27 protein-coding genes are annotated in these 21,382 nt (G+C 59.6%); 16 read left to right on the plus strand and 11 right to left on the minus strand.

Annotation, left to right across the window (positions count from 1 at the left end):
- Window positions 1–2: 2 nt before the first annotated feature.
- The 8 genes from AC07UR_RS03635 to AC07UR_RS03670 are packed head-to-tail and all read left to right on the plus strand — an operon-like array spanning window position 3 to window position 9,596.
- A complete protein-coding gene (locus AC07UR_RS03635) occupies window positions 3–602 on the plus strand; it encodes a phage adaptor protein (protein ID WP_494699984.1) in 600 nt (199 codons plus the stop codon).
- A complete protein-coding gene (locus AC07UR_RS03640; protein ID WP_494699983.1) occupies window positions 599–1,201 on the plus strand; it encodes a phage adaptor protein in 603 nt (200 codons plus the stop codon). The genes AC07UR_RS03635 and AC07UR_RS03640 overlap by 4 nt, the downstream gene beginning before the upstream one ends.
- 2 nt (window positions 1,202–1,203) lie before the next feature.
- A complete protein-coding gene (locus AC07UR_RS03645) occupies window positions 1,204–2,814 on the plus strand; it encodes a hypothetical protein (RefSeq protein ID WP_494700013.1) in 1,611 nt (536 codons plus the stop codon).
- Complete coding sequence (locus AC07UR_RS03650; protein ID WP_494699982.1) at window positions 2,811–3,257, plus strand: GNAT family N-acetyltransferase; 447 nt, start codon at window positions 2,811–2,813, stop codon at window positions 3,255–3,257. The genes AC07UR_RS03645 and AC07UR_RS03650 overlap by 4 nt, the downstream gene beginning before the upstream one ends.
- A gap of 3 nt (window positions 3,258–3,260) precedes the next feature.
- Window positions 3,261–4,856: a tail fiber domain-containing protein gene (locus AC07UR_RS03655; RefSeq protein WP_494699981.1), complete on the plus strand. Its 1,596-nt coding sequence runs from the start codon at window positions 3,261–3,263 to the stop codon at window positions 4,854–4,856.
- Window positions 4,853–5,122, plus strand: coding sequence for a hypothetical protein (locus tag AC07UR_RS03660; protein ID WP_494699980.1), 270 nt, complete (start codon window positions 4,853–4,855; stop codon window positions 5,120–5,122). The genes AC07UR_RS03655 and AC07UR_RS03660 overlap by 4 nt, the downstream gene beginning before the upstream one ends.
- Window positions 5,122–7,578 (plus strand): hypothetical protein, encoded by a 2,457-nt coding sequence (locus tag AC07UR_RS03665; RefSeq protein ID WP_494699979.1) that lies wholly within the window; start codon window positions 5,122–5,124, stop codon window positions 7,576–7,578. Before AC07UR_RS03660 ends, AC07UR_RS03665 begins: the two co-directional genes overlap by 1 nt.
- Window positions 7,579–7,580: 2 nt before the next feature.
- Complete coding sequence (locus AC07UR_RS03670) at window positions 7,581–9,596, plus strand: hypothetical protein (protein WP_494699978.1); 2,016 nt, start codon at window positions 7,581–7,583, stop codon at window positions 9,594–9,596.
- A gap of 204 nt (window positions 9,597–9,800) precedes the next feature.
- Here the strand turns inward: AC07UR_RS03670 and AC07UR_RS03675 are convergent, their stop codons facing one another.
- A complete protein-coding gene (locus tag AC07UR_RS03675) occupies window positions 9,801–9,941 on the minus strand; it encodes a hypothetical protein (RefSeq protein WP_494699977.1) in 141 nt (46 codons plus the stop codon).
- A gap of 97 nt (window positions 9,942–10,038) precedes the next feature.
- On the opposite strand from AC07UR_RS03675, the gene AC07UR_RS03680 reads away from it, so the two are divergent.
- From AC07UR_RS03680 to AC07UR_RS03705, 6 genes are all read left to right on the plus strand, one after another.
- On the plus strand, window positions 10,039–11,391 hold the full coding sequence (locus AC07UR_RS03680) for a tail fiber protein (protein ID WP_494699976.1): 1,353 nt from the start codon (window positions 10,039–10,041) through the stop codon (window positions 11,389–11,391).
- On the plus strand, window positions 11,391–11,870 hold the full coding sequence (locus AC07UR_RS03685) for a hypothetical protein (RefSeq protein WP_494699975.1): 480 nt from the start codon (window positions 11,391–11,393) through the stop codon (window positions 11,868–11,870). Before AC07UR_RS03680 ends, AC07UR_RS03685 begins: the two co-directional genes overlap by 1 nt.
- Window positions 11,871–12,327: 457 nt before the next feature.
- Window positions 12,328–12,852: a peptidoglycan recognition protein family protein gene (locus AC07UR_RS03690; protein WP_494699974.1), complete on the plus strand. Its 525-nt coding sequence runs from the start codon at window positions 12,328–12,330 to the stop codon at window positions 12,850–12,852.
- 28 nt (window positions 12,853–12,880) lie between these two features.
- On the plus strand, window positions 12,881–13,192 hold the full coding sequence (locus tag AC07UR_RS03695; RefSeq protein ID WP_494699973.1) for a cell wall anchor protein: 312 nt from the start codon (window positions 12,881–12,883) through the stop codon (window positions 13,190–13,192).
- A complete protein-coding gene (locus AC07UR_RS03700) occupies window positions 13,192–13,365 on the plus strand; it encodes a hypothetical protein (protein WP_494699972.1) in 174 nt (57 codons plus the stop codon). Before AC07UR_RS03695 ends, AC07UR_RS03700 begins: the two co-directional genes overlap by 1 nt.
- Window positions 13,366–13,465: 100 nt before the next feature.
- Window positions 13,466–13,744, plus strand: a complete 279-nt coding sequence (locus AC07UR_RS03705) for a hypothetical protein (protein ID WP_494699971.1) — start codon at window positions 13,466–13,468, stop codon at window positions 13,742–13,744.
- A 510-nt stretch (window positions 13,745–14,254) separates the two neighbouring features.
- Here the strand turns inward: AC07UR_RS03705 and AC07UR_RS03710 are convergent.
- The 3 genes from AC07UR_RS03710 to AC07UR_RS03720 form a co-directional block, all read right to left on the minus strand.
- Entirely contained in the window at window positions 14,255–15,511 is a 1,257-nt protein-coding gene (locus tag AC07UR_RS03710; protein ID WP_494699970.1) for an ATP-binding protein, read from the minus strand.
- A 74-nt stretch (window positions 15,512–15,585) separates the two neighbouring features.
- Window positions 15,586–15,858 (minus strand): DUF5334 family protein, encoded by a 273-nt coding sequence (locus AC07UR_RS03715; protein ID WP_494699969.1) that lies wholly within the window; start codon window positions 15,856–15,858, stop codon window positions 15,586–15,588.
- A 188-nt stretch (window positions 15,859–16,046) separates the two neighbouring features.
- A complete protein-coding gene (locus AC07UR_RS03720; protein WP_494699968.1) occupies window positions 16,047–16,469 on the minus strand; it encodes a hypothetical protein in 423 nt (140 codons plus the stop codon).
- Window positions 16,470–16,673: 204 nt separating this feature from the next.
- Here AC07UR_RS03720 and AC07UR_RS03725 point away from each other — a divergent pair, with 204 nt between their 5' ends.
- A complete protein-coding gene (locus AC07UR_RS03725) occupies window positions 16,674–17,030 on the plus strand; it encodes a hypothetical protein (RefSeq protein ID WP_494699967.1) in 357 nt (118 codons plus the stop codon).
- Window positions 17,031–17,062: 32 nt separating this feature from the next.
- Complete coding sequence (locus tag AC07UR_RS03730; protein ID WP_494700015.1) at window positions 17,063–17,863, plus strand: hypothetical protein; 801 nt, start codon at window positions 17,063–17,065, stop codon at window positions 17,861–17,863.
- Window positions 17,864–17,872: 9 nt separating this feature from the next.
- Here AC07UR_RS03730 and AC07UR_RS03735 read toward each other — a convergent pair whose 3' ends face one another.
- The 7 genes from AC07UR_RS03735 to AC07UR_RS03765 all read right to left on the minus strand — a co-directional run bounded on the left by AC07UR_RS03735 (window position 17,873) and on the right by AC07UR_RS03765 (window position 21,294).
- A complete protein-coding gene (locus AC07UR_RS03735; RefSeq protein ID WP_494699966.1) occupies window positions 17,873–18,109 on the minus strand; it encodes a hypothetical protein in 237 nt (78 codons plus the stop codon).
- A gap of 55 nt (window positions 18,110–18,164) precedes the next feature.
- Complete coding sequence (locus tag AC07UR_RS03740) at window positions 18,165–18,362, minus strand: hypothetical protein (protein ID WP_494699965.1); 198 nt, start codon at window positions 18,360–18,362, stop codon at window positions 18,165–18,167.
- A 151-nt stretch (window positions 18,363–18,513) separates the two neighbouring features.
- Window positions 18,514–18,852 carry a hypothetical protein gene (locus AC07UR_RS03745; RefSeq protein WP_494699964.1) on the minus strand — a complete coding sequence of 113 codons (339 nt, stop codon included), beginning with the start codon at window positions 18,850–18,852 and terminating at the stop codon, window positions 18,514–18,516.
- 63 nt (window positions 18,853–18,915) lie between these two features.
- Window positions 18,916–19,206, minus strand: a complete 291-nt coding sequence (locus AC07UR_RS03750) for a hypothetical protein (RefSeq protein ID WP_494699963.1) — start codon at window positions 19,204–19,206, stop codon at window positions 18,916–18,918.
- 3 nt (window positions 19,207–19,209) lie between these two features.
- Window positions 19,210–19,401, minus strand: a complete 192-nt coding sequence (locus tag AC07UR_RS03755) for a Y4oE-related protein (protein ID WP_494699962.1) — start codon at window positions 19,399–19,401, stop codon at window positions 19,210–19,212.
- Window positions 19,402–19,454: 53 nt separating this feature from the next.
- Entirely contained in the window at window positions 19,455–20,423 is a 969-nt protein-coding gene (locus AC07UR_RS03760; protein ID WP_494699961.1) for a tyrosine-type recombinase/integrase, read from the minus strand.
- 382 nt (window positions 20,424–20,805) lie between these two features.
- On the minus strand, window positions 20,806–21,294 hold the full coding sequence (locus AC07UR_RS03765; RefSeq protein ID WP_494699960.1) for a hypothetical protein: 489 nt from the start codon (window positions 21,292–21,294) through the stop codon (window positions 20,806–20,808).
- Window positions 21,295–21,382: the final 88 nt, after the last annotated feature.

Here is a 21,382-nt window from a genome sequence, read left to right on the forward strand (position 1 = left end):
CTATGACCATCTCGGACTATGCGTCGTTGCTTGTCGATGCTGGCGAGTATTCCGGCCGCAACGACATCGCGCATCTCTTCCCGCGTTTTCTTGGCCTGGCGGAGCTGAAGCTCAACCGGGGCCTTCGCGTCGCTGACATGGAAGTCGTGGGCACGGTGTCGCTCGTCAACGGCGAAGGACCGGTGCCGACCGATTTCCTAGAGGCGCGTGAGGTGAAGACGGCGGCCGGCCATCCGATCCGCGCCGTTGCCCTGCAGCAGCTGACCGACAGTTTTGGCGCTCGCAGCGGCATTCCCTCCGGATATGCGGTCGTCGGCGGCAATATGCGCGTACGGCCCGTCTGCGATCAGGATTTGACCGTCACCTATTATGGCAAGATCCCGGCGCTGACGCCGGAAAACCCGACGAACTGGCTGCTCGACAAGGCGGCGGACCTCTACCTGTATTCGCTGGTTGAGGAAATCGCGATCTGGGAACGCGACGTCGGCAAGGTCGGCGCCGCCCAACAACTCAAGCTGCTTGCGCTTTCGGGCCTGAAAATCGGCGACGAGCGCTCGCGTTGGGGCAATGCGCAGGTTGTTGTCGGAGGGCCTACGCCATGACCCTGCTTTCTGCCATCAATCAGGTCTGCGACGTTGTCTCCCTCAGCCAGTTCGAAAGCGTCTACGGCTCGAACGATCCGAACGCTCAGACCATGGTTGCGCTTGCCCAGGAGGCAGGCGACGAAATCGCGCGCCGTGCCGACTGGCAGCAGTTGCTGAAGGAACGGGTTGCTCTCAGCTCGCCTGAGCCTTTGCCGGAAGACTACGAGCGTTTAACGCCTGGCGGCGCCGTGCGCAGCGCAGCCGGCTTGTTCTATCGGCCGATCACGAACGGCTCGCAGTGGGCCGTAATCGTCGGCGTGGTATCCGCGCAGCCGTATTTCTTCATCAAGGGCAACCAGATCCTGTTTTCACCGGCTGCTACCGGTGTCGGCTCGGTCATCGAATACGTGTCGAAGTTCTGGGTGCTCCATGATCCGGACGGCCCAGGTGACACGCTTGAAGCCGACGACGACACGACGCTCTTCCCGGAGCGGTTGCTCGTAAAGGGCGTGTTGTGGCGCTGGAAGCGGCAGAAGGGCCTGCCTTTCGACGACAATCTTGCCGAGTTCGAGGCCGACCTCCTGCAGGAGATTAACGCCGATCGAGGTGCATCATGAAAATGACCGTGAGGCCGGCTCGTGTGGGCCAAAGCAATCGAGGGTCGGTGAGCGTGGGCCAGATGCAGTCATCGCAGCCGGTGACGTTCCCTGCGCCGCGCGACGGCCTTGTGACCGCGACGGACATGGCGTCGCAAAAACCGGGATCGGCAATCGTGCTGCGCAATTTCTTCCCGACGCTGGTGGGGTGCAAGATCCGCGGCGGTTCGCAGAAACGGGCTCTCGCGGCCGACGGCGGCGATATCAAGAGCGCGTTCAAGTACAAGTACGGGATCAACGAAAAGCTGTTCGTGGCGACCGGTACCGCAATTTACAATGTGACCGCGCCGGCCGCTCCGCCGACTACAACCGCAGCAGACGTTTCAGGTCTTGCTGGCGGTGACTGGTGTACTTTCCAGCATACCAACGCGGGCGTCTCGAACCTGATTTGCCTTAACGGTGCGAACGATCGGCAACTCTACAACGGCACGAGCTGGACGACATCACCCGCCATCACCTTCGTCGACGGCACGACTATGCCCCAGCTCAATTATGGCTGGCTGTTCAAGAACCGGCAGTTCTTCCTGAAGAACGCAACGCTTGATGCCTACTATCTGCCCGTCAATGCGATGGGTGGCGCGGCTGTCGTCTTCCCGCTCGGTGGGGTTATGAAGCGCGGCGGTTCGTTGCTGACCGGCTTTTCCTGGTCGCTCGAAAGCGGCGACGGCCTGTCGGACATGTGCGTCTTTGTCTCTTCCGAAGGTGAGGTTGCGGTCTACGCCGGCTCCGACCCGAGCGATGCCAACAACTTCGCGCTGAAGGGCGTCTATCAGATCGGCAAGCCGCTCGGAAAGAATGCGTGGATCCGGGCAGGTGCCGACATCCTCATTGCCACGAGCGATGGGCTCACCCCGATTTCGCAGGTTTTCCAGCGTGACCGGCAGGCCCTCAGCCTCGTTTCCGTCTCGCGGCCGATCGAGGATGATTGGAAGCGGGCGGCCAACGCAACAGGCGGCGGTTGGACGCTAAAGCAATGGCCGGAGCAAAACCTTGTCTTCGTTGCCTTCCCCGAAAACACCGTCGTCACCGACACCACGTTCGTCCTGAATGTCCTGACCGGTCGATGGTCGACCATCACGAACTGGCAGGCGTTCTGCTACGAAACCCTGCAGGGCGGGCTCTTCTTCGGCTCCTTCGACGGGTATGTCTGGCAGGGTGATACCAGCGGTACCGACGACGGCCTGACGTTCAGTGCGACCTATCTTTCGCAGTTCGCCCCGGCGGGCCAGTTCGGTCAGCGGGCGACCGGCACCATGGCGCACATGTATTTTCGCGGGAAATCCCGGCCGAAAGTGCGGTTGTTCGCAAGGGCTGATTTCGACAAGAGCACGCCAAACTTCAACAGCGTGACCGAGGGCAATACGACGTCGTCCGAGTGGGACGTTGGCCTCTGGGACGTTGCTGTTTGGGACGGCGTGTCTGAGTTGATGCGCTACGACTTCCGCCAGAACGTCAGGGCGACCGGCGATATGCTTGCCGTGGGTTGTGTGATCACCTCCGGCGGGGCCGTCAAGCTCGACATCGAGGTTGACCTCGCCACGCTACAAGTCTCGGTCGGCGAGGCCAGCGCATGAGGCTTGTGTGGGGCGGCGCAGCCAACCCGATCGACAACGTCACCATCGCTCAGTTCGTTGCCAGTCATATTCCCGGCTGCGATCGGGGTTTTGAGAACTTCACGACGCTCGGCCTCGTCGACCGGGAGCGACTGGTCGCGGGCGTCGTGTTTCACAACTACGCGCCAGAGGCAGGCGTCATTGAACTATCGTCTGCGTCAGTCAGCCGGCGCTGGCTCACGCGGCCGATGCTCAAAGGCATGTTCGGCTATCCGTTCGATCAGATCGGCTGCCAGATGGTCGTCTTGCGGGTTTCTGAGCGCAACCCGGTCATGATCGAAATTGCCGAGCGGTTCGGCTTCAAAGCATATCGCATTCCTCGCCTGCGTGGTCGCGACGAGGCGGAAATCCTCTTCACTCTGACAGATGACGACTGGCGGGCGCACCCCGTCAATCGGAGGTAAAATATGGGCAAGTCAAAAGCTCCTGCAGCACCAGACCCGAAGGCGACGGCGGCGGCTCAGACGTCGACGAACATCGGCACGGCAATCGCCAACGGCTATCTCGGCAACGTAAACCAGGTCACGCCCGACGGCAGCCTGACGTATTCGCAGACCGGCACCAACAAGTGGACGGATCCGATGAGCGGCGCCGTTTACGATCTGCCGACGTGGACAGCCACTCAGACGCTGTCACCTGGGCAGCAGGCCATCAAGACTCAGAACGACGCGGCAGAGCTCAATCTGTCGAAGCTCGCAAATTCTCAGTCGGGACGGCTGCAGGATCTCCTTGGCAAACCGTTCAATCTGAGCGGCGCGCCGGCTGCCGGGGACCCGTCCAAGGTCGGACTTCCGCAGTACGCGCAGTATGGCCAGGGCCCGAACCTGCAAACCAGCCTCGGCAATGCCGGCAACGTTCAGAGCACGATTGCGAACGCAGGAAACATCCAGAAGGGTGTCGCCGACGCCGGCACGATCCAGAAGACACTGGGCGACGCGGGCGACATCACCAAGACGTACGACTACAGCGCCGACACCTCCCGCTATGAAAATGCGCTGATGGAGCGGATGAACCCGCAGCTCGAACGCAGCCGCGCCGCCCTAGAAACGCAGTTGGCGAACCAGGGTCTGCAGCCGGGTTCAGAGGCGTTTAACCGTGCGATCGATTCTGCGACGCGGCAGGAGAATGACGCTCGGTTCGGCGCGATCCTCAATGCAGGTCAGGAGCAATCGCGCCTCGCCGGCCTCGCGCGTGATCAGGCAGGTTTCCAGAATAGCGCTCAGCAGCAGGCCTATAACCAGATGCTGTCGAGCGGCCAGTTCGCAAACACCGCGCAGCAGCAGCAGTATGGGCAGAACGCGAATAACATGCAGCTCGGCAATGCTGCCCAGCAGCAGCAGTTTGGCCAGAACCAGGCACAGCAGCAGGCGAACAACGCTGCTCAACAGCAGAAGTTCGACCAGGGCTTGGCCTCGGCGACGTTCGGGAACTCCGCCAATCAGCAGATGTTCCAAAACAACCAGACGACCACTGCGGCGAACAACGCGCTCAAAGACCAGACGTTCAATGCTCAGCAGGCTCAGCTGGCAGCGCAAAACGCTGCTCGCTCGCAGTATCTCAATGAGCAGTACGCGCTGCGCAATCAGCCGATCAACGAAATCGTCAGCCTCATGTCCGGCGCTCAGGTGAACAACCCGAATTTTGTACCGACGCAGGGGCAGAGCATCCCGAACATCGACTACGCCGGCATGGTCCAGCAGGATTATGCCAACAAGGTCGGCGCCTACAATCAAAAGCAGGCGGGCATCGGCTCGATCCTTGGTGGTCTCGCAGGCTTCGCGGCACTATCGGATGAGCGCGCCAAGAAGGACAAGAAGCTCATCGGCGGGCTCTATGAGTACCGCTACAAGGGCGAAGGCAAGAACGCTCCGAAGCGCATCGGTGTCATGGCGCAGGAAGTCGAGAAGGTGCGTCCGGAAGCCGTGACCAAGGGCGCCGATGGCCTCCGCCGTGTTGATTACGGCATGCTGTTCTCCACCCCGGCTAGAAAGAAGAGCGCATGAACCCGTTTGCTCTCTACGCCGGCTTGCAGAAGCCCGACAGCGCCCAGAACCGCCAGAAGCTTGCCGAGCAACTGCAAGCAAAGATCATTGGGCAGCCGATGCCCCAGAACGTCGCCGACGGCGCCGGCGCGCTCATGACCGGCGTTGCCGCTGGCATGGCGAAGCGAAATGCCGCGTTTCCCGTGGCGCCAGGGGGCGCGAACCCGTCGGCGCTGACGGGCCTCGCCAACTTCTTCACGATGGGCCGTAATGGAGGGCTCTACTAATGGTCGGATTTCTCTTTGGCGGTGATACCGGCGAGACGGCGCAGTCGCTCGCTCGCAAACGGCAGGTGATCGATGCCTTGTCTCAGCAGATCATGGGTGCTCAGCCGAAGACGGCCGCTGAAGGGATCGGGGCGGTGCTGAAGGGCGCAGCTGTTGGTTTCGGCAAGTATCGCGCCGACAAGGCAGAGAAAGCCGGGACGGATGCGGCCTCGACCCTCTACAACTCGATCCTGGGCACGCCCGCGCGTTCGACGGCGCCAGTGCCCGGCGCCATGGGCGGCAACATGCCTAAGGTTGACAGCAAGGGGAACACGCCAGTTGCGACCGTCGGCAATGACGTGATCCGCAACGGCATCATTTCCTCAGCTTCTGCGCTCGGCATCGACCCGGTCGACCTGGCCACGGCGATTTCCTACGAGACCGCCGGCACGTTCGACCCGAGGAAGAAGGGGCCACGGACCCAATGGGGCCAGCATGAAGGCTTCATTCAGTTCGGCGAGCCCCAGGCGAAAGAGCACGGCGTCGACTGGAGTAACCCGGTTGGATCGCAGCTCGGCGAGAACGGTGCCGTCGTCAGTTACCTGCGCAAGGCGGGCGTGAAACCGGGCATGGGCATGATGGACATCTATTCCGCCATCAATGCCGGTGGGGTAGGGCGCTACGGTGCCTCCGACGCCAACAACGGCGGCGCCCCGGGTACGGTTGCCGACAAGGTCAATCAGCAGATGGCCGGCCACCGAGCAAAGGCGCTTGCTCTCATCGGTGACGGTGCCGGCGGCGCGACCGTAGGCGGCCCGATGGCCTATTATGATGACAAGGGTCTGTCGGTCGAAAACCGTCAGCCTGCGTTCTATCCGGATGCACAGACGCGGCCGGCGGGCGATGCTCGATCGACAGTCGATGGCCGCGCCCCCCAAAATGCCGCCGAGGCGGTGACCGCGATGGCCGGTGGCACGATGCCGGCGACGAGCCCATTTGCCTCGCCCTTCGTCGATCCCGCCATGCAACAGGGCGGCGGCTCGCTTTCCGACGAGGTTGCAGCCTATGAACAGACGCCAGAATATGCGGCTCGGTTCCCAGGAAGAGACGCCCCGCAGGCGTCGGCACCTCAATCGGCGGCTGCCCAGTCTCTCGCCATCCCGGCGGAGTTTCAGGGCTCGCAGCAGTTGATGAACGCAAGCGGTGGAATCATGAACGCGCTCAATAGCGGCACGCCGGCCAGCGAAGCGCAGATTGCGCAGGCGAGGGCGGCGGGCAGCCAGGGAGTAGCAGCGGGTGGGGAACAGGCAGCCGCTCAACAGGTGTCGGCAGGCGGCGTAGATCCGCGTCTATATGAGCTTCTGTCGAACGACTTCGCTACGCCGGAAATGAAGGCCGTGGCCCGGTCGATGATCCAGCAGCAGCTTGCCCGGCAGGAAGCCGCCCGCGAGGACCAGACGTGGCGCCAGCGGCAGGAATACGAGCAGCAGGCGGCGCAGAGCGACCCTTTGTATCGTCTGAAGCTTCAGCAGGCCCAGAAGGAGCTTGAGGACGGCAAGCGTCAGCCGCTCATCAATGCCGGGAACGGGAACGTCTACGACCCGAACGACAAGACGTGGATTACTCCGCCCGGTGCTTCGGGTGCTGCCGGCGAGTTCCGTTTCAGCGGCAATTCTGTCGAGGCGCAGGCTCTCAATGGCCTGATGGACAGCAAGCAGCTGACGCCAGACCAGGCGCAGCAGCTCGGCGCCGGCAAGACGATCACCGGCCCGAACGGCGAACTCATCTTCCTGACGCCGCAAGGGGTGTTCGGCACCTCTCCTCAGGCCGGCGGGGCGGTTCAGTCGATCACGCCAACCGCAGCACAGACAGCGCCGCAGAGTGGCAGTCAGGTCGGTCTGCAGACGGTGCCGCAGGCCGCTCCCGAGGCGTTGCCACAGGGCCAGCCTGACCAGCGCTCACAGAACCAGCCGGCTGCATTGCCGCCGGGGCAAGCTGTGCGCGGTGGAAATATCCAGCTCACCGAGCCAAAGGTTCCGGAAGCTCAGAAAAACCGGCAAGCATCCGTTGATCAGGCTTACAAGGCGCTCACGACTGAACTGGATCGATATTCAGACCTTGTCGGGAAAACCGGTATCGAAGCGATGCCTGGGGCGCAAAAGGACCAACTGAACTCGGTTCGGCAAGGCGTGATGCTTCAGCTGAAGGAGCTGTTCAACCTCGGCGTCCTCAACGGCCCCGACCTCGGGCTGATGGAGCGCATGATCTACGATCCCGTCGTCGACCCTTTCAAGGAGGGTGGAATCGTTAACATGCCGGATCAGCTTTTCACGGCGGTAGTCGGAGACCCCGGCGCTCGGGCGAAAAGCTCGGTCGAAGAGTTGAAGCGGATGATCGGGAACATCAGAAACTCGGTGAAAAACCCGGGGCAAACCGACCAGAGTATCGACGACCTCGTCAAGAAATATGGGGGCTGAACGTGGCCACACTCGAACAACTGAGCACGGCGCTGCGCAACGCCGACAAGGCTGGTGACGTCGCGGCCGCAACGCGCATAGCTGCCGAAATCACGCGGATGCGGTCGGGAACGCCCGCTCCGGATTCCGGCCGTCACTTGTCTTTCGAGGAAGGTGCGGCGATGCTCGATCGAGAAGAGCGAGCTACTGGCGGAAGTGGTGCTTTCGGAGCCGCAACGACTAGCTACCTCGAGGGGATGCCCATCGCCGGCCCTGTCCTCCTCGGTGGCGCTCAGCGTGGCGCCGCTGCGCTCTCGTCTGCGATCAACGGCAGGAGCTACGACGACAACCTGAAGGAAGCCCAGGCGCTCACGGATGCGGCCCAGGAGGCGCACCCGAATATTTCGACCGCTGCCGGTGTTACTGGGGCCGTCGCCGGCACCCTGCCGATGGTCGTCGCTGCCCCTGCTGCCTTCGGCGGTGGCAGTGCGGGATTGCTGGCGCGATCCGGCATGTCCATGCTCGGCGGAGGCGTCGTCGGCGGTACTGATGCTGCCGTCCGATCTGGTGGTGATGCGGGCGAAATCTGGAACGGCACCAAGTGGGGCGGCGCCCTGGGCTTGGCCGGACCGACGGTCGGAAAAGCAGTTGGCGCGGGCGCACGTAAGGTCATGGATGTCTACCGCACGGCGCAGGCGGCAAAGGCAGCTGGCACCAAGGCATCGACAATCAACCAGCTTGCGAAGGCAATTGCCGGTGACGGGCTTGATGAAGCGGCTGTTCGGTCACGCCTCGACGCGATGGGTCCGCAAGCCATGATCGCCGATCTCGGTCCGAACACCCAAGGCAAGGCGGCCGCGCTCGCGGCTATGCCAGGCCGTGGGCAGGAAGTCATGCGATCGGCCCTTGAGGCACGCCAAGCCGGCGCAAACGCTCGTATCGCGAACGTGGTCGACGAAACCATGGGGCGCAATGTCGTGCCTTCGACGATCGACGAGGGAATTCAGGCGAACCAGCGTGTTCTGGCGCCGGAGTATCAGCGGCTTTTCCAGAATGTGAGGCCACACGATTTCCTGCCGATCGCGGACAACCTCGATCGCCAGATCCACACACTTCGCGGTGATGCGCAGCGTGCGTTGCAGCGTGTCCGGGGCATGCTCAACACTAATGGAACCGACCGAGTTTCGAACGATCCCAATGTTGCGTTCCAGACGCGCCAGGCCATCGACGGCATGCTCGAAACGGAAGCCGACACAAAGGTCATCGCCGCACTGTCGGATGCTCGGCAGATGATTGACGATTCGCTTGCGCAGGCGGTGCCGCGGTTGAAAGAAGTCGATGCCTCCTATGCCGAGCTTGCCCGCCAACGAGGGGCAATCACGCGTGGCCAGTCGGTTCTCGACCACGGCAGAACCGCTCCACGGCCGGCAGAGTTGGCACGCGAAATCGAAGAGGGAGCACTGCCTCAGGGCCGGCAAATCGGGCCGTCGGCGGTGCCGCTGCGCTTGTCTCAGGGCGCGCGTGCGGAGGTCGATCGCATCCTTGGCAGCAACGCCAACGATATCGCGCGGCTCAACAAGCTGGTGAAATCTGATGGCGATTGGAACCGGGCTCGACTGGCCCAGCTATTCGGGCAGGAGAAGGCGGACAGGCTTTTTTCGGTGCTGGACAACGAGTTGCAGTTCGCTCGTACCCGCGACGTCGTCACCCGCAATTCGGAGACCGCTCGCCGGCAGCAGCACATTGCCGACCTCGGCGGCGCGGAAGATCCGAATTTTGCTCGGAACGCCTATGCTGCCGGCGGCACAGGTGGCGCTATCCGGGCTGCTGGTGTCAGGACGGTCGATAAGCTGATCAATGCCATTATGGGCGGCCGGCGTGAGGTGGCAAACGCTTCGCTGGCTAATGCGATGGTGAGCAATCGCACCGCGCTCGTCGACGCTATCGCCCAGGCGCAGCGCAGCGGGCAAAACCCGAGACTGGTTGAGGATCTGACCAGATCAATCCTGCTTGGAAGCGGAACCTCTGGGGCGCGATGACGGGTCAATCCAGATGATGAGCAGGTAAATACCTACCGCGAATAACATACCGAACACGAAACCCGGGTCAAATCCTTCGCCGAAGTACCCCGCAAGGACATCAGTTCCCCTGCCGACGGCGTATAGGATGGCGGCAGTCACTGCGATGCAGGCTATTTGGACGATCCGGAGCATGGGCTTAAAATACACGAGAACAGCATTTGCTCAATCCTCGTCGACAAAAGCCAGATAGCCGTTGCCAATCAGCCAGTCGCGAAGGATCCGCTTCACTGCTTCCTCACGGCTTATGTCCTGTTCGGCCATGAACCGGCGAACGCCACGCTCAATATCTTCCTCGAGCTCCATCAAGAACCATCCTTGGTTTCCCCGAGGCGATGAAACCGAAATCCCGCAGAACTTGCAAGGCTCCCGCTTCGGGGGCCTTTTTCTATGGAGAATGCTCATGCCCAGAACAGGCGGCGTCTATAGCCCTCCGGCCGGCACCAAAGGTGTGCCGAACACGACCATCCAGAGCGTGCCGTACAACACGCTGATCGACGATCTGACGGCCGATGCCAACGCTGCCCGTCCAATCACGGCAGGCGGGACCGGTGCGACGTCGGCAAGCGCTGCCCGAACCGCGCTCGGCGTGGCCATAGGAACCAATGTGCAGGCGTATGACGCCGGTCTTCAGTCGATCTCGGGACTGGTGACCGTCGCCGATCAGATGATCTACACGACGGCGCTGGACACGTACGCGACGACTGCGCTGACGCCTTTTGCCCGTACGCTGCTTGATGACGCAAATGCGTCGACGGCGCTGACCACGCTCGGGGTGTCGACCTTCATTAAAACCCTGCTTGACGATGCGGACGCTGCCGCCGCGCAGTCGACGCTGGGTCTGACGATCGGGACCAACGTCCAGGCTTATGACGCGGGGTTGGCTTCAATCGCCGGCCTCACCACGGCTGCCGACCGGATGATTTACACGACGGCCTCCGATACGTATGCGGTGACCACGCTCACGGCATTCGGTCGAACCCTGATCGATGACGCCGACGCGACAGCAGCCAGATCGACCCTCGGTCTTGTGATCGGAACGAACGTTCAGGCGTATGACGCCGGTCTTGCCTCTATCGCAGGCCTGACGACGGCTGCAGATCGCATGATCTACACGACTGCACTCAACACCTACGCCGTCGCCACCCTGACATCTTTCGCCCGCACTTTGCTCGATGATGCTGATGCGGCAGCGGCTAGGGCTACGCTAGGCGTGACGATCGGCACGCAAGTGCAGGCCTATGATGCGGGCCTGGCTGCCATTGCAGGGCTCGCCGTCACGGATAGCAACTTCATCGTCGGCAACGGCACGACTTGGGTTGCGGAAAGTGGCGCCACGGCTCGTGCGTCCATGGGGGCTGCTGCTTCCGCTCAGCAAGTCATCGCCGGCAACGGTCTGACTGGTGGCGGAACCTTGGCGGCCGACCGCACGCTGACTGTCGGGCAAGGCACAGGCATCACCGTTGCTGCGACCACGGTCTCTGTAGATACCACCGTCTGGCGTGACGGCAACCAACCTACAGCCGCTCAGATAGGCAGCCTCTACGCGGGTAACGCGCAAGGCGCGATCGGAACATATGCCTTCGCCCTCAAGAAGACGGCGGGCACGATCAATCCGGGCTCCACAGTTGCCGGCACTGATCTCTATTGGTCGAACTCCACCAACAGCGCCGTGCTCGGAATTGATGCCGGGACATGGCGAGCCCTGGGCGTAATCACCAACGCTTCCGCCTCTGTCGCAATGAGGATTTCCTGATGACAACCCTGACAATCGAAACCGTATCTGACCTTCGCTGGGGCGATGCTGCACATGACGCGCTCACTGCCACCATCAAGTTTGCGGAGTTCGAAGAGCCACACCCGTTCGGAATGAGCGCAAGCACTGTGGTGAATTACGAGCATGAAGCCGAGTTTTGGCAGAAGGCAAACGCTGGCGACTACGGCGTGATTGCCGCGTTTATCCCGCCGACCGTCGAGGAATTGCGCGCGGCCATGCCATCCCTGACGGCTCGCCAGCTTCGGCTTGGCCTGGTGAGCAATGGCATTTCCCTTTCATCGGTCACAGCGACGATCGGCGGCATGCCGGCCGGGCCAGACAAGGACAAGGCCCAGATCGAATGGGAGTACGCCAGCACGTTCAACCGCATGCATCCGCTGATCGCGACCGTTGGCGCCGCGTTGGGCCTGAATGACGAGCAGATCGACAACATGTGGTTGGCGGCAATCAGCCTATGAGCGCAGAACGTGACGCGAAATAGGCGGGGCACACGGCTTGAATTCTCCACGTTTTCAGTGATAGGTCCGCCGGTCTGTGAATTCGAACGCTCAGACGGAAAGGCTCCGGATCATCCTCGTAGGATTCTGGGGCCTTTTGCGTTTTAAAGCGTCCTCGGCACGACAGCGTTGCCAAAAGGGTCTGGCCTTTCATCCGTGAAATCCTTCAGAGCCTCTGCCGCGTCATCTTCGCTGCATCGCGACAAGTCTCCAGAATGTCCTCTTTTTGCATACTGCGGGCCGTTCCGCAGACAGAGCACTGAACCACTTCTCTCGCCTTCATGTTCGAGATTGTGAGTCTTTCGCGCGTACCGCACGTCGGGCACTGAATTTCAAAGCTGTCGGAGCAATCCAAGGCTGCCTCCCGCTTGCTTCAGAGTTGCATATCCAACCTGGCTCACCGAAAGGTAATTTCAAGATGACCTACCGCCTGCCGCTGGAATGGCTCCATCCGGTGAAGATGTCGCGTATCATCGCGCATTGGAGCGCCGGCGCTTATCGAGCCTCTGATCTCGACAAAGAGCACTATCATTTCATCATCGAGGGAACTGGCAACGTCGTCCGCGGCGACCATACCGTTTCCGACAACGTGAACACGGCTGACGATGACTATGCAGCCCACACGCGCAGCTGCAACACCGGCTCGATCGGCGTTTCACTCGCCTGCATGGCCGGGGCCATCGAAAGCCCGTTCAACCCGGGCAAATTCCCGATGACGGAAACGCAGTGGCATCGCGCCATGGACGTGATCGCTCACCTTGCCGCCTTCTACAAGATCCCGGTCACCTCGAAGACGATCCTCTCCCATGCCGAGGTTCAGCCGAACCTGGGCATCAAGCAGGCCGGAAAGTGGGATTTCACCCGGTTGCCGTTCGCTCCGAACGTGATCGGCGCCAAAGCATGCGGCGACAAGATGCGCGCCGAAGTAAAAGCCCGCCTCTAACCAACCTCCCAACATCGAAGGAAACCACATGCGCTCTCTGCTTTTCGTAGCAGCGGCGGCCCTTGGGCTGTCCGCCTGCACCACCACCTCGTCGATCGACACGGCAATCAAGACCAGCCTGCCGAAGACCTGCGCTTTGCTCGAGACGGCGCATGCCGCGTTCGTGGCGGCATCTGTCTCCGGCAACATCAAGGCATCCACCATCGCCAAGGAAGCGGCGGCCTACAACGGCGTCCGCGTCATCTGCACCGATCCTGGCAGCGTCACGGCGGCCAACGCGCTTGTCGTCGTGGCCACGGCCTACGCGACTGTCTCTCTCGCACTCAAGGAGGCTCAATAATGGGCGGCATTTCGAAAGCGCTGGCTGCGGCAGCCGGCGGCGCTGGCGTCGGCACTGTCGGCATTCCCTTCATGCCGGATGACACGCCCTGGTACGGCTATCTGGCGCTCTACGCGATCACGATCGGCCTGCCGGCGGTGCTGACCTATCTGGCGCCGAAGAACCAACAGTGACGGCATAGCGGGGCGCTCGGCGGCGGGCGCCCTTCCACCGCGAACAGCATTGCATGGCATGCATGCACGAGGGGCAGGAATGGGCATTGAGGATCAACCGATGGAAACCGACCTTCGCTCACGCGTGGTTGCCTTAGAGCACAAATCAGCGGCCAGCGACCAACGCTTGACCAATCTTGAGGCTTGGAAGCAGCTATCCGACATCGCCGACGCGAAGAAGGACGAGCAGTGGAAAAGTTTGCTCGAGAAGTTCGGCGTCATGGATCGGAAGATGGATGATCTGACAGGGACGCTGAAATGGGTCAACAAGCTGATCATCGGCGGATTGATCGCCGGGGTGATCGGCTTCATGATCAAGGGCGGGTTTCACATCCCTTGACGCGCGATTATGGCGCTAGGGCGAGAGCGGTCAGCCAAGCTGCCAACGCGATTAAAAGCCAAAGGCGTGCCTGTCTATAGCGACGCCGACGGGCGCCTTGCCAATCATAGGACATGATCTTGCTCTCCTCTCGGTGGCGCATAATGCACAATTGCAATCATGAGGAAATACGCATTCTACCGGATGCACAGCCGCCGCCGCTTGCAGTCAGCAATCCGGCGACCTGAAGGTGATGCGCGAGATCCTGCAGCGCATCGAGGTAGGGCAGCGCGACGGGAATCAGTTGCGACGCTAGATCTCACTAAAACGTGTCGGGTCTCTCTGTCTGCATTAGTGCCCATTAAGCGTCAGTAGCAGTCTGTAGCTCACATTAGAGGTCTGTAGCCGTTAGTAGGCGTCATTAGATGACCATGGCTTCATTAGACGTCTGTAGCTGTCAGTAGGCGTCTGTAGGTTCCATTAAACGCTTGCAGATCCATAGCGGAAGTTATCCAAGGTGCGAGCGGCGGATCAAGGTCCCTCATCAGAATCCGGCAAGTGCGCTCCACTGGCCTTGGCCTTTTTACGAAGGCTGATCCACGCAGCAAACGATCGGTTGGGAAGTTTGTAGAAGCCCGCCCGGGTTTCATCTTGGACGATGATGTCTTTCCCCTTCAAAGCCCGCAAGGCATTATCGACAGTTGAAGGTTTGAGGCTGGACTCGGAAATCAAAGTCGCCCTGTTAACCCAGCTGTCGGCGTGCTCCGACATAGCGTCCAGAACTTTGCGGTAGTCGTCAGACCCAGGCGTCGAATAATTCTTGTCGAAATACTTTACACCCAGTTGGTCGAAGGCTCCATTTTCTTCAAAAAGGCTATTCAGAAAATCCTTGGGCGTTATCTCGTTGTCACTATCCGCTTCAAAGGCGCAATAGGCAAACTCTTGAAGGAAATGGGGGTACCCTTCCGAAAAATTTCCGATCATGTCGTATGCCATCTCGTCGATAACTACGGGCGTCGGGTTCTTGCTATTTGCTTCCTTAATGCCGGCGTCGAGGACGGCTCGTCGTTCGGCCGGTTCAAGAGGCTTGAGATTTAGAACATGAAATAGTCTTAGGGACGATTCATGGCTCTCCCGCAATTTGGAAGTAAGCGCTGGGAGACCTGCCAGACCGATGCAAATTTTATCGCAGCCGCGCATCGACATTTCTTCTGTAAGCAGCTTACAGAAAAGGCCCAAATTAGCATCTGATCCTGGTCGGTCGGCCTCATCTATCAGAAGCAAGATGCCGTCCTTCGCATCTCCCATTTTTAGTATGGTGTTTTCGAAATCATCTTGCAGCGACGCCATGCTTTCTTCTTCGCTGCCCGCAAGGCTATCCCTGTTGAATCGCACTCCTGCCGCCTCGATGCGGGACAAGAAGTCGATGGATTTTAGAACGATGCTTCCTAGAGCATTTTCCTTTGAGATTTGTTTGCGTAGTTCGCGGGCTATGCGATCGATGATCGAAAGGAACGTATCCTCTCGTCTAAGCGCCACGTTGATCACCATGAAGGTGTAACGGGTATCCCCGGCCACAGAAACTCTGCCAGAAGCAACCATTTGTTGCAGCAAAACGAGTGACGACTTCCCGATGCCACGCTCGCCGGTGATCAGGAAATGCTTCGGATTGCCATGCTTTGTTTGTCGCAAACATCCATCGATGAATTGGATCTCGGGGTATCGGCCCGCGAACATTCCTGGAGGAGCAACCTTGTCAGGTCGATAAGGGTTGAATTTTCCAGGCATAATTGTACTCCACGACTCCTAGGAAGGAGCGGGAAGATTGCTGGGGCCAACTCCGGAGTCAAGTTATTAGGCTGTCAGTCGTCTTCCATTTCGAAGGTGCGGTACTCGCCACTTTCGCTGTCGTAAACTTCGATCTCAACGCCCGATCCATGGCGATTTATGTCTTCGATCGTCACGTCACGATAGTCGCCAGTCTCGTTGTCGTAGATCTCGATGTCCCGCCCTTCGCGAACCAAGTTGCCCTTTCCGATCTCAATCGACGCGCCCGTTTCCGTGTCGGTCCCATCCCAGCTGTAAGCGGGGCTCGAAAGCAGAGCGGCTACTACGAGCAAAATCACGCGGTTCATTTAGTCCTCCCTTTGGGCTTGATCTCAGTGGCAATGTACGGAGCCAGCTTTCTTGTCCATGTGGCAGCATTGACCAGGAGGCGAGCTTTTTCTGCATCCGCCGCCGTGTGCCGTTGCGAAGCTGGTTGAAGTGACAATCAGCGCTATAGCCAATGCAAGCGTGAGGATCGGAAACTTCTCAAACCGCATTACCATCCCCCCGGCTTAGAGGAGGCACTTCTTCTGCCACAACGGTTGCCCGCGGCGTCTCGCTGCCAGTCGTATTGGCAATTCCCCCGGTAGGTAGGATAGGAGCCGCCACCGCAGTCATTGTTTGCGCAGACGGCAATGGCGGTCCCCACCAGTGCGACAGCGACAACAGCGGCCGCAGCTTGATTCTCCTGCTGCACCATGTTGACGCATTCGATTGGGTCGATGCGGCGACGTGCCAACTCGCCGGTGAGTTCCTGCGTAAAGGCTAGATCGGTATTCGTTATGAAGGTCCGACAGAGCGCGGACTTGGTCACGCGCGCGGGATCTTTGCGAAATTCTGCCTGCGTCGTTGTGCAGCTCGATAAGGCAAACGCGATCGTCGCGGCCAAGCTTAGCCGCGAAAAGATAAAAGATTTCAATTGTATTCCCCTCAATACCCATGGGGATCATGGCACAACTTAACGAAGAGTCGAGTCTGCGCTGCTAAATTAGCGTTGCTGCTTCGGTTCTCAGTTAACGCATGAAGCCTCGTGCGCGCCACGCGCGCCGTCTCGCCCTTGCGGGCTTTTTCTTTGCGCGCTTCCATGGCTTCATGCCTGGGGGAATCGATTGAGGGACCAATTATGCGCCAGACTATTGCCACGCTCGTTCTGCTTGGCTCTGCAGCACAAGCTCAGGCATTCTGCAGTGAGGGTTTTGGATACGACTTCGACAGCAAGCTCAACAAGCGGCTGGAGTATCTCGTGTGCTTGCACAATGAGCAGAACGACGCGATTAACCAGCACGCGAATATAATCAATGCCCTCAACACCAAAATCGGCGACCTTGAGCGGAAGCTGCGGGAGACAGAGAGCGCACTCCAGGACCGCGAGATGGAAATTCTCAACCTGACCAGTGAGATAAGTAGCGTCAGGAGTGATGTCGACGATGTCGAGAGCAGAAATCAGTCGCTCGATAGCCGCGTCTCGGCCCTCGAATAAATGCGTCCCTGCCGGCCCGGGGAAGAGGGGCCTTGGTGGTTGATACGTTGGGGCGCTCGTATAATTCGCGTGCGGCAACGATGGTCCATCGCGGCGGTCGACAATCACCGTCGCTGTTTCCCCACCCGGATCATATTTCCGCTGTTGTTGCTGCACACTTTGCAGCGCATGCGTCGACCAAGTGCGACGATCGACTGCGTCGTGCCGAACCGACGCGCCAGGCCGTGTCGATCGAGGTGACGTTCTCGGCCGCAGCGTTTGCATTGGCAGAAAAGCTCATACCACTCCGGCAGATTGGCGAAGGTGATTTCTTCCGGTCGTCCGGCTGGCTCCGCATTGCCAGCCGGTACGATCGGGAGGGCGGGGCCTCCGAAGGCATTGGGTCGCTGTATTTCAGCTGGCAGCGATCATTGAAGGTGTTTTTGGTTTTCGAGCAGCCATTGGCCTCGGCCAGCTTGCCCAAGAGAGAGGGCATCGGCATGTCGCCGACACGCTCCAGCAGCGCCTTGGCGTCATATTGTTTCTTCATGCCGCATGAACATTCGACCCGAACCTTGGCGACCAGTTCGGAAAGCCACCAGGCACCGTTCCTAGGCATTGCCCTTCTTCCATTCAGGCCGAGGCTCGAGGCAGAACCAGTTTGGGGTGGCTCTTCCGACGGCAAAGCCGAAGCTGCCCCATTTCTTGCAGCCTGGGTGTTCGCAATAGTGGAAATACGGGCCGGCTGTCGCAGCCTTCACCGCGCCGGTTTCGTCGCTCATGCTCGTCGCCTTCAGAGTTCATTCGTTCTACAAATGTTCTCATTGGTTCAGAGAGTCAACGACCAGATTTAGGAAGGGGCGTCAGTGATGTTTCGGTGCGAGCAGCACAGCGCCGGCGCCACGCTCGAACATCTCGGCGTTGCCGTTCATCCCGAGGAAGTGGTTTGCCGCATCCTGAACCATTAGATCAATGGCGATATCCACACGCGACCAGCCCTTTTCTTCCATTCGATCAGCCAGCGTCTGGTAGTGGGACTTCATCGCATCATGGCTAAGGATGTCGCGATCTGGATGTTTCGGCGTGGGAACTTTCGACATGGCGAGTCCTCCTGCCGAGAATAGTAGGGCGCGCCCCACGTTCTGCAAGGCCTCACTAATTTACCGAGACTGTCTCGATCGAGACGCGCCTATCCGTCCAACCGCGCCGATAGGCCTCATCGAGGACGTCCCGCCACATATCGTCGTCGGACCCTTCGGCCCAGTTTGCTTGGGCAAGCAGGAACACGGCCACCAGGCAGACCTCTCGGAGCTCGTTGTCGGCAAGGTCGGTGATTGCAGAGATTTCATCCATTAGCGTCTCCTCTTGTGCGGAGGCTACGCTGATCCCATCCTCGTTGGCTATTGCAGTATTCTACAAGCTAGATTTCGGGACAGGGGCGAACGTCAGGCAAAGAAATGGCCGCCCAAGTTTTAGCTTTGGCACTGCCTTGAGCAGATGCAGGCTAGTCCCGACGTTCAGGGAAATCGTCACGCTGCCAGGTGACTGTCAGCTTTGCCTGGACCGGTTTCGGCACAACGACGCCTTGAGTGTACCACGCTGTCAAAGTCAGGTTTTGAGCCGTGTCGTAGAAGGGCGGCATGCCGATCAGGAGTTCGTGCTCCCACGTCTCGCCGTTCTTGTTCAACATGTGCGCGACAACTTTGATGCCCTCAACAGCATCGGTGCGGGCCAACTTAATAAACGCGAGATAAGGTGAGTTCGCGAAAAACCTCCGCAACTCTCCTGGCGGGCCTGAAGGGTAGTCTTTCGGAAATCGAGGCTGCCAAGTTTGTGTCGGCATTGCTAATCCCCCAGTTGTGACCTGACAAGACACTACCTTTCCGCGGCAGGCAAGCAGTCTCGTTCATTCCTTCCCATCCAGAATTATCCGCAACGTCCGGATCATATCCGCCGCGTCGAGCAGTGCTGCCTTGATCTGCTCTCCGGTTCGATTGTCGATCGCCGCGGCGGTCGTCTGAAGGTCGATCACAGCGTCGGCCGCCGTCTTGCTGCTGGGAATGCCAATTTGCTCGCGCATGTCGCGGATCGTCGCCACAGCACGCTCCAGCAAGCGCTGGTTCTCAAAGGCGGTCAGATTTCCCGCTTGGTTGGCGGCCCAGACGAGTTCGGAGATGAAGGCAGTGGTCAGCGACATCTACTAAGCCCACCCGACATGGTCTTTCTTTTGAAGCTTCATGAAAAGGTCGAACCAGAACCTGGACTCCGGGCTATCGCCGTTCAGTTTCGCCTCAAGCCCACAGTAGGCGACGGAAGTTGTCGCGTCCTTTCCGTGCTCTTCGATTGCGAATTCGATGGCTTCTTCGTCCGACACAGTTTCCCATTCAAGCATCGCAGCGTCCTCCACGGCGGTAAACGTATCGGGCCATCGGCGGGCGTCAACTATCAGACTTGGGAGGGATCGGCGGTTTCTACAATTCGATCTGCCAACGTCTCGTCGTTCATTGCGTGCCCATAGGTGGCAAAGACGTGGTGGGCTGATTTCCAGCCTCCCAGCTTGGCGACTGTGATCGGATCGACCCCTTTGTGCAGCATCGCCGTAGCGAACCCATGCCGACAGGCGTGATAGGTCAGGGGCTTGATTCCGGCGCGCTGGACGGCTCCGCGCCATGGCGACCTGGCGCTGTTCAGCGATGAATACTTGAACACCTTCGAACTCGGTTCTCTATTGCTCTGAATGCCGCCTATCGCCTCGACGAGGACCGACGGCATGTGAGCCTTCCGCTCTGTTCTGACCTTGCTCTGTCGGATAAGCGCCGTACCCGAAGACAAGTCCAAGTCTTTCCAACGAACGTTCACGGCTTCCGATATCCGGGCTCCAGTCAGAAACATGAAGCAGCACAGCGCCCCAAGATGCGGGTTCGCCTGCGCCATGAACTTCTGCACCCATTCCCAAGTTGCCGGTTCCTTGGCTTTCGTCTCGACCGGGAAGCGCTTCACCTTGAGATGCCGGCACAGATCCATGTCCGCTGCATGGTTGATGACCGCCTGCATCGGCACGATGACTTGTCTGTTCCTCGTGGCCGCTGAGCCGTTCGGATAAAGAGCGACTGCTGCCTGCCTTACCTTTCCGGAGTTGATTGAACGGACAAGGGTATCCTTCCAGTAGCTCACTAGCTTAACGAGGAAGCGATCGGACTTTTGGGCATCTAGGTAGAGCGAGACGGCTTGTGAAAATGTCAGGACTGCCTCGGGACCGTAGAGTTCGCTTTTCCACTCGGTCGACTCCCTTTGGGCGACGATCCTTTCTGCTGTTTCTTTGTCAGTCGTGCGAGTAGAGCCTCGTAGCCGCCTTCGGGCAATCGTGCCCCGGTAATGCCAGATCTTGCCACGACGATAGATGATGAGGGACATGGCCGACTAGCCTCCAGGATCGTGTCGACATCCTCAGGCAGCAGAAACATAGCTCGCCCAATGATACGGCAAGCGCCAAGTTTTCTCGCTCTCTCGCGGAGAGCGCGCTCCGAAACAGCGATATTTAGTCGCTGAAGGATCGCAACTGCGTCAGCGGGCGTTATGGCGCGATCGAAGCGAGTTTCACCGTCCGGATTGGCCCAGTTGCCGGGGATGCCTTGGGGCATAGTTTCTCTCTCCGCTGCAAAGGGGAGCCCACCGAGAACGCCTCTTTCTGGCGCGTCGTCGGCATTGTTCTATGCTAAATCATGAGGGACTTCTACGCGAGCCTTCGCGCCGTACTGTGACCGATAAACGGACTCGTGAAATGCGCAAAGGTCTCTTAGAGAATTGGGTACTTTTGATGATGGGAACGCTGATCGCGCATTGCTTTAGCACCGGTGCTCGTCAGCCATATCCTGTCCGGATTGCCCAACCTATCCTTCTCCTCGCCGACTCCAATAAAGCCTCGGTCTGAAAGCTTCTTCTGTGTATCTTTTCCGAAACCTTTCAGAGCATACCAGTCTATTGGTTGGTCAATACCAACCGATACCAACTGCGCCATCGCACGTGCTTCGCGATGGTTTAACGGCGGTTGAATTGGCTCCCTGGGTATCTGACTGAAGGGTATATCGAGATTTTCGTGGCGGCTTCTCCACTGAGCTAAGCTGCCGCCTCTGCTGGGTTCGCTGATCTCTTTCAGTTGCTGGTTGTCAGGCCGGACTCTGATAACAGCGCCGTTTACCTCCATTTCGACGCACACACCGTACTCGCGAGCAACGGAGGCCATTCGGCGCAAATCTGATTGTCTGACGACGGCCGGTGCGGTCATTTTCGAGCAGGCGATCCGCCAGACCGCTCAAAACGGTCAACTTCTTCCCACGAAATTCTCACAAGCCTCCCTCCAAACAGGAATGACC

The organism is Ensifer sp. GW821-FHT05G01 (genome assembly GCF_059419585.1).

Coding starts and splice junctions, on each gene's coding strand:
- AC07UR_RS03635 (WP_494699984.1), top strand. CDS start 3: ATGACCATCTCGGACTATGCGTCGTTGCTTGTCGATGCTGGCGAGTAT.
- AC07UR_RS03640 (WP_494699983.1), top strand. CDS start 599: ATGACCCTGCTTTCTGCCATCAATCAGGTCTGCGACGTTGTCTCCCTC.
- AC07UR_RS03645 (WP_494700013.1), top strand. CDS start 1,204: ATGACCGTGAGGCCGGCTCGTGTGGGCCAAAGCAATCGAGGGTCGGTG.
- AC07UR_RS03650 (WP_494699982.1), top strand. CDS start 2,811: ATGAGGCTTGTGTGGGGCGGCGCAGCCAACCCGATCGACAACGTCACC.
- AC07UR_RS03655 (WP_494699981.1), top strand. CDS start 3,261: ATGGGCAAGTCAAAAGCTCCTGCAGCACCAGACCCGAAGGCGACGGCG.
- AC07UR_RS03660 (WP_494699980.1), top strand. CDS start 4,853: ATGAACCCGTTTGCTCTCTACGCCGGCTTGCAGAAGCCCGACAGCGCC.
- AC07UR_RS03665 (WP_494699979.1), top strand. CDS start 5,122: ATGGTCGGATTTCTCTTTGGCGGTGATACCGGCGAGACGGCGCAGTCG.
- AC07UR_RS03675 (WP_494699977.1), bottom strand. CDS start 9,941: ATGGAGCTCGAGGAAGATATTGAGCGTGGCGTTCGCCGGTTCATGGCC.
- AC07UR_RS03680 (WP_494699976.1), top strand. CDS start 10,039: ATGCCCAGAACAGGCGGCGTCTATAGCCCTCCGGCCGGCACCAAAGGT.
- AC07UR_RS03685 (WP_494699975.1), top strand. CDS start 11,391: ATGACAACCCTGACAATCGAAACCGTATCTGACCTTCGCTGGGGCGAT.
- AC07UR_RS03690 (WP_494699974.1), top strand. CDS start 12,328: ATGACCTACCGCCTGCCGCTGGAATGGCTCCATCCGGTGAAGATGTCG.
- AC07UR_RS03695 (WP_494699973.1), top strand. CDS start 12,881: ATGCGCTCTCTGCTTTTCGTAGCAGCGGCGGCCCTTGGGCTGTCCGCC.
- AC07UR_RS03700 (WP_494699972.1), top strand. CDS start 13,192: ATGGGCGGCATTTCGAAAGCGCTGGCTGCGGCAGCCGGCGGCGCTGGC.
- AC07UR_RS03705 (WP_494699971.1), top strand. CDS start 13,466: ATGGAAACCGACCTTCGCTCACGCGTGGTTGCCTTAGAGCACAAATCA.
- AC07UR_RS03710 (WP_494699970.1), bottom strand. CDS start 15,511: ATGCCTGGAAAATTCAACCCTTATCGACCTGACAAGGTTGCTCCTCCA.
- AC07UR_RS03715 (WP_494699969.1), bottom strand. CDS start 15,858: ATGAACCGCGTGATTTTGCTCGTAGTAGCCGCTCTGCTTTCGAGCCCC.
- AC07UR_RS03725 (WP_494699967.1), top strand. CDS start 16,674: ATGCGCCAGACTATTGCCACGCTCGTTCTGCTTGGCTCTGCAGCACAA.
- AC07UR_RS03735 (WP_494699966.1), bottom strand. CDS start 18,109: ATGTCGAAAGTTCCCACGCCGAAACATCCAGATCGCGACATCCTTAGC.
- AC07UR_RS03740 (WP_494699965.1), bottom strand. CDS start 18,362: ATGGATGAAATCTCTGCAATCACCGACCTTGCCGACAACGAGCTCCGA.
- AC07UR_RS03745 (WP_494699964.1), bottom strand. CDS start 18,852: ATGCCGACACAAACTTGGCAGCCTCGATTTCCGAAAGACTACCCTTCA.
- AC07UR_RS03750 (WP_494699963.1), bottom strand. CDS start 19,206: ATGTCGCTGACCACTGCCTTCATCTCCGAACTCGTCTGGGCCGCCAAC.
- AC07UR_RS03755 (WP_494699962.1), bottom strand. CDS start 19,401: ATGCTTGAATGGGAAACTGTGTCGGACGAAGAAGCCATCGAATTCGCA.
- AC07UR_RS03760 (WP_494699961.1), bottom strand. CDS start 20,423: ATGTCCCTCATCATCTATCGTCGTGGCAAGATCTGGCATTACCGGGGC.
- AC07UR_RS03765 (WP_494699960.1), bottom strand. CDS start 21,294: ATGACCGCACCGGCCGTCGTCAGACAATCAGATTTGCGCCGAATGGCC.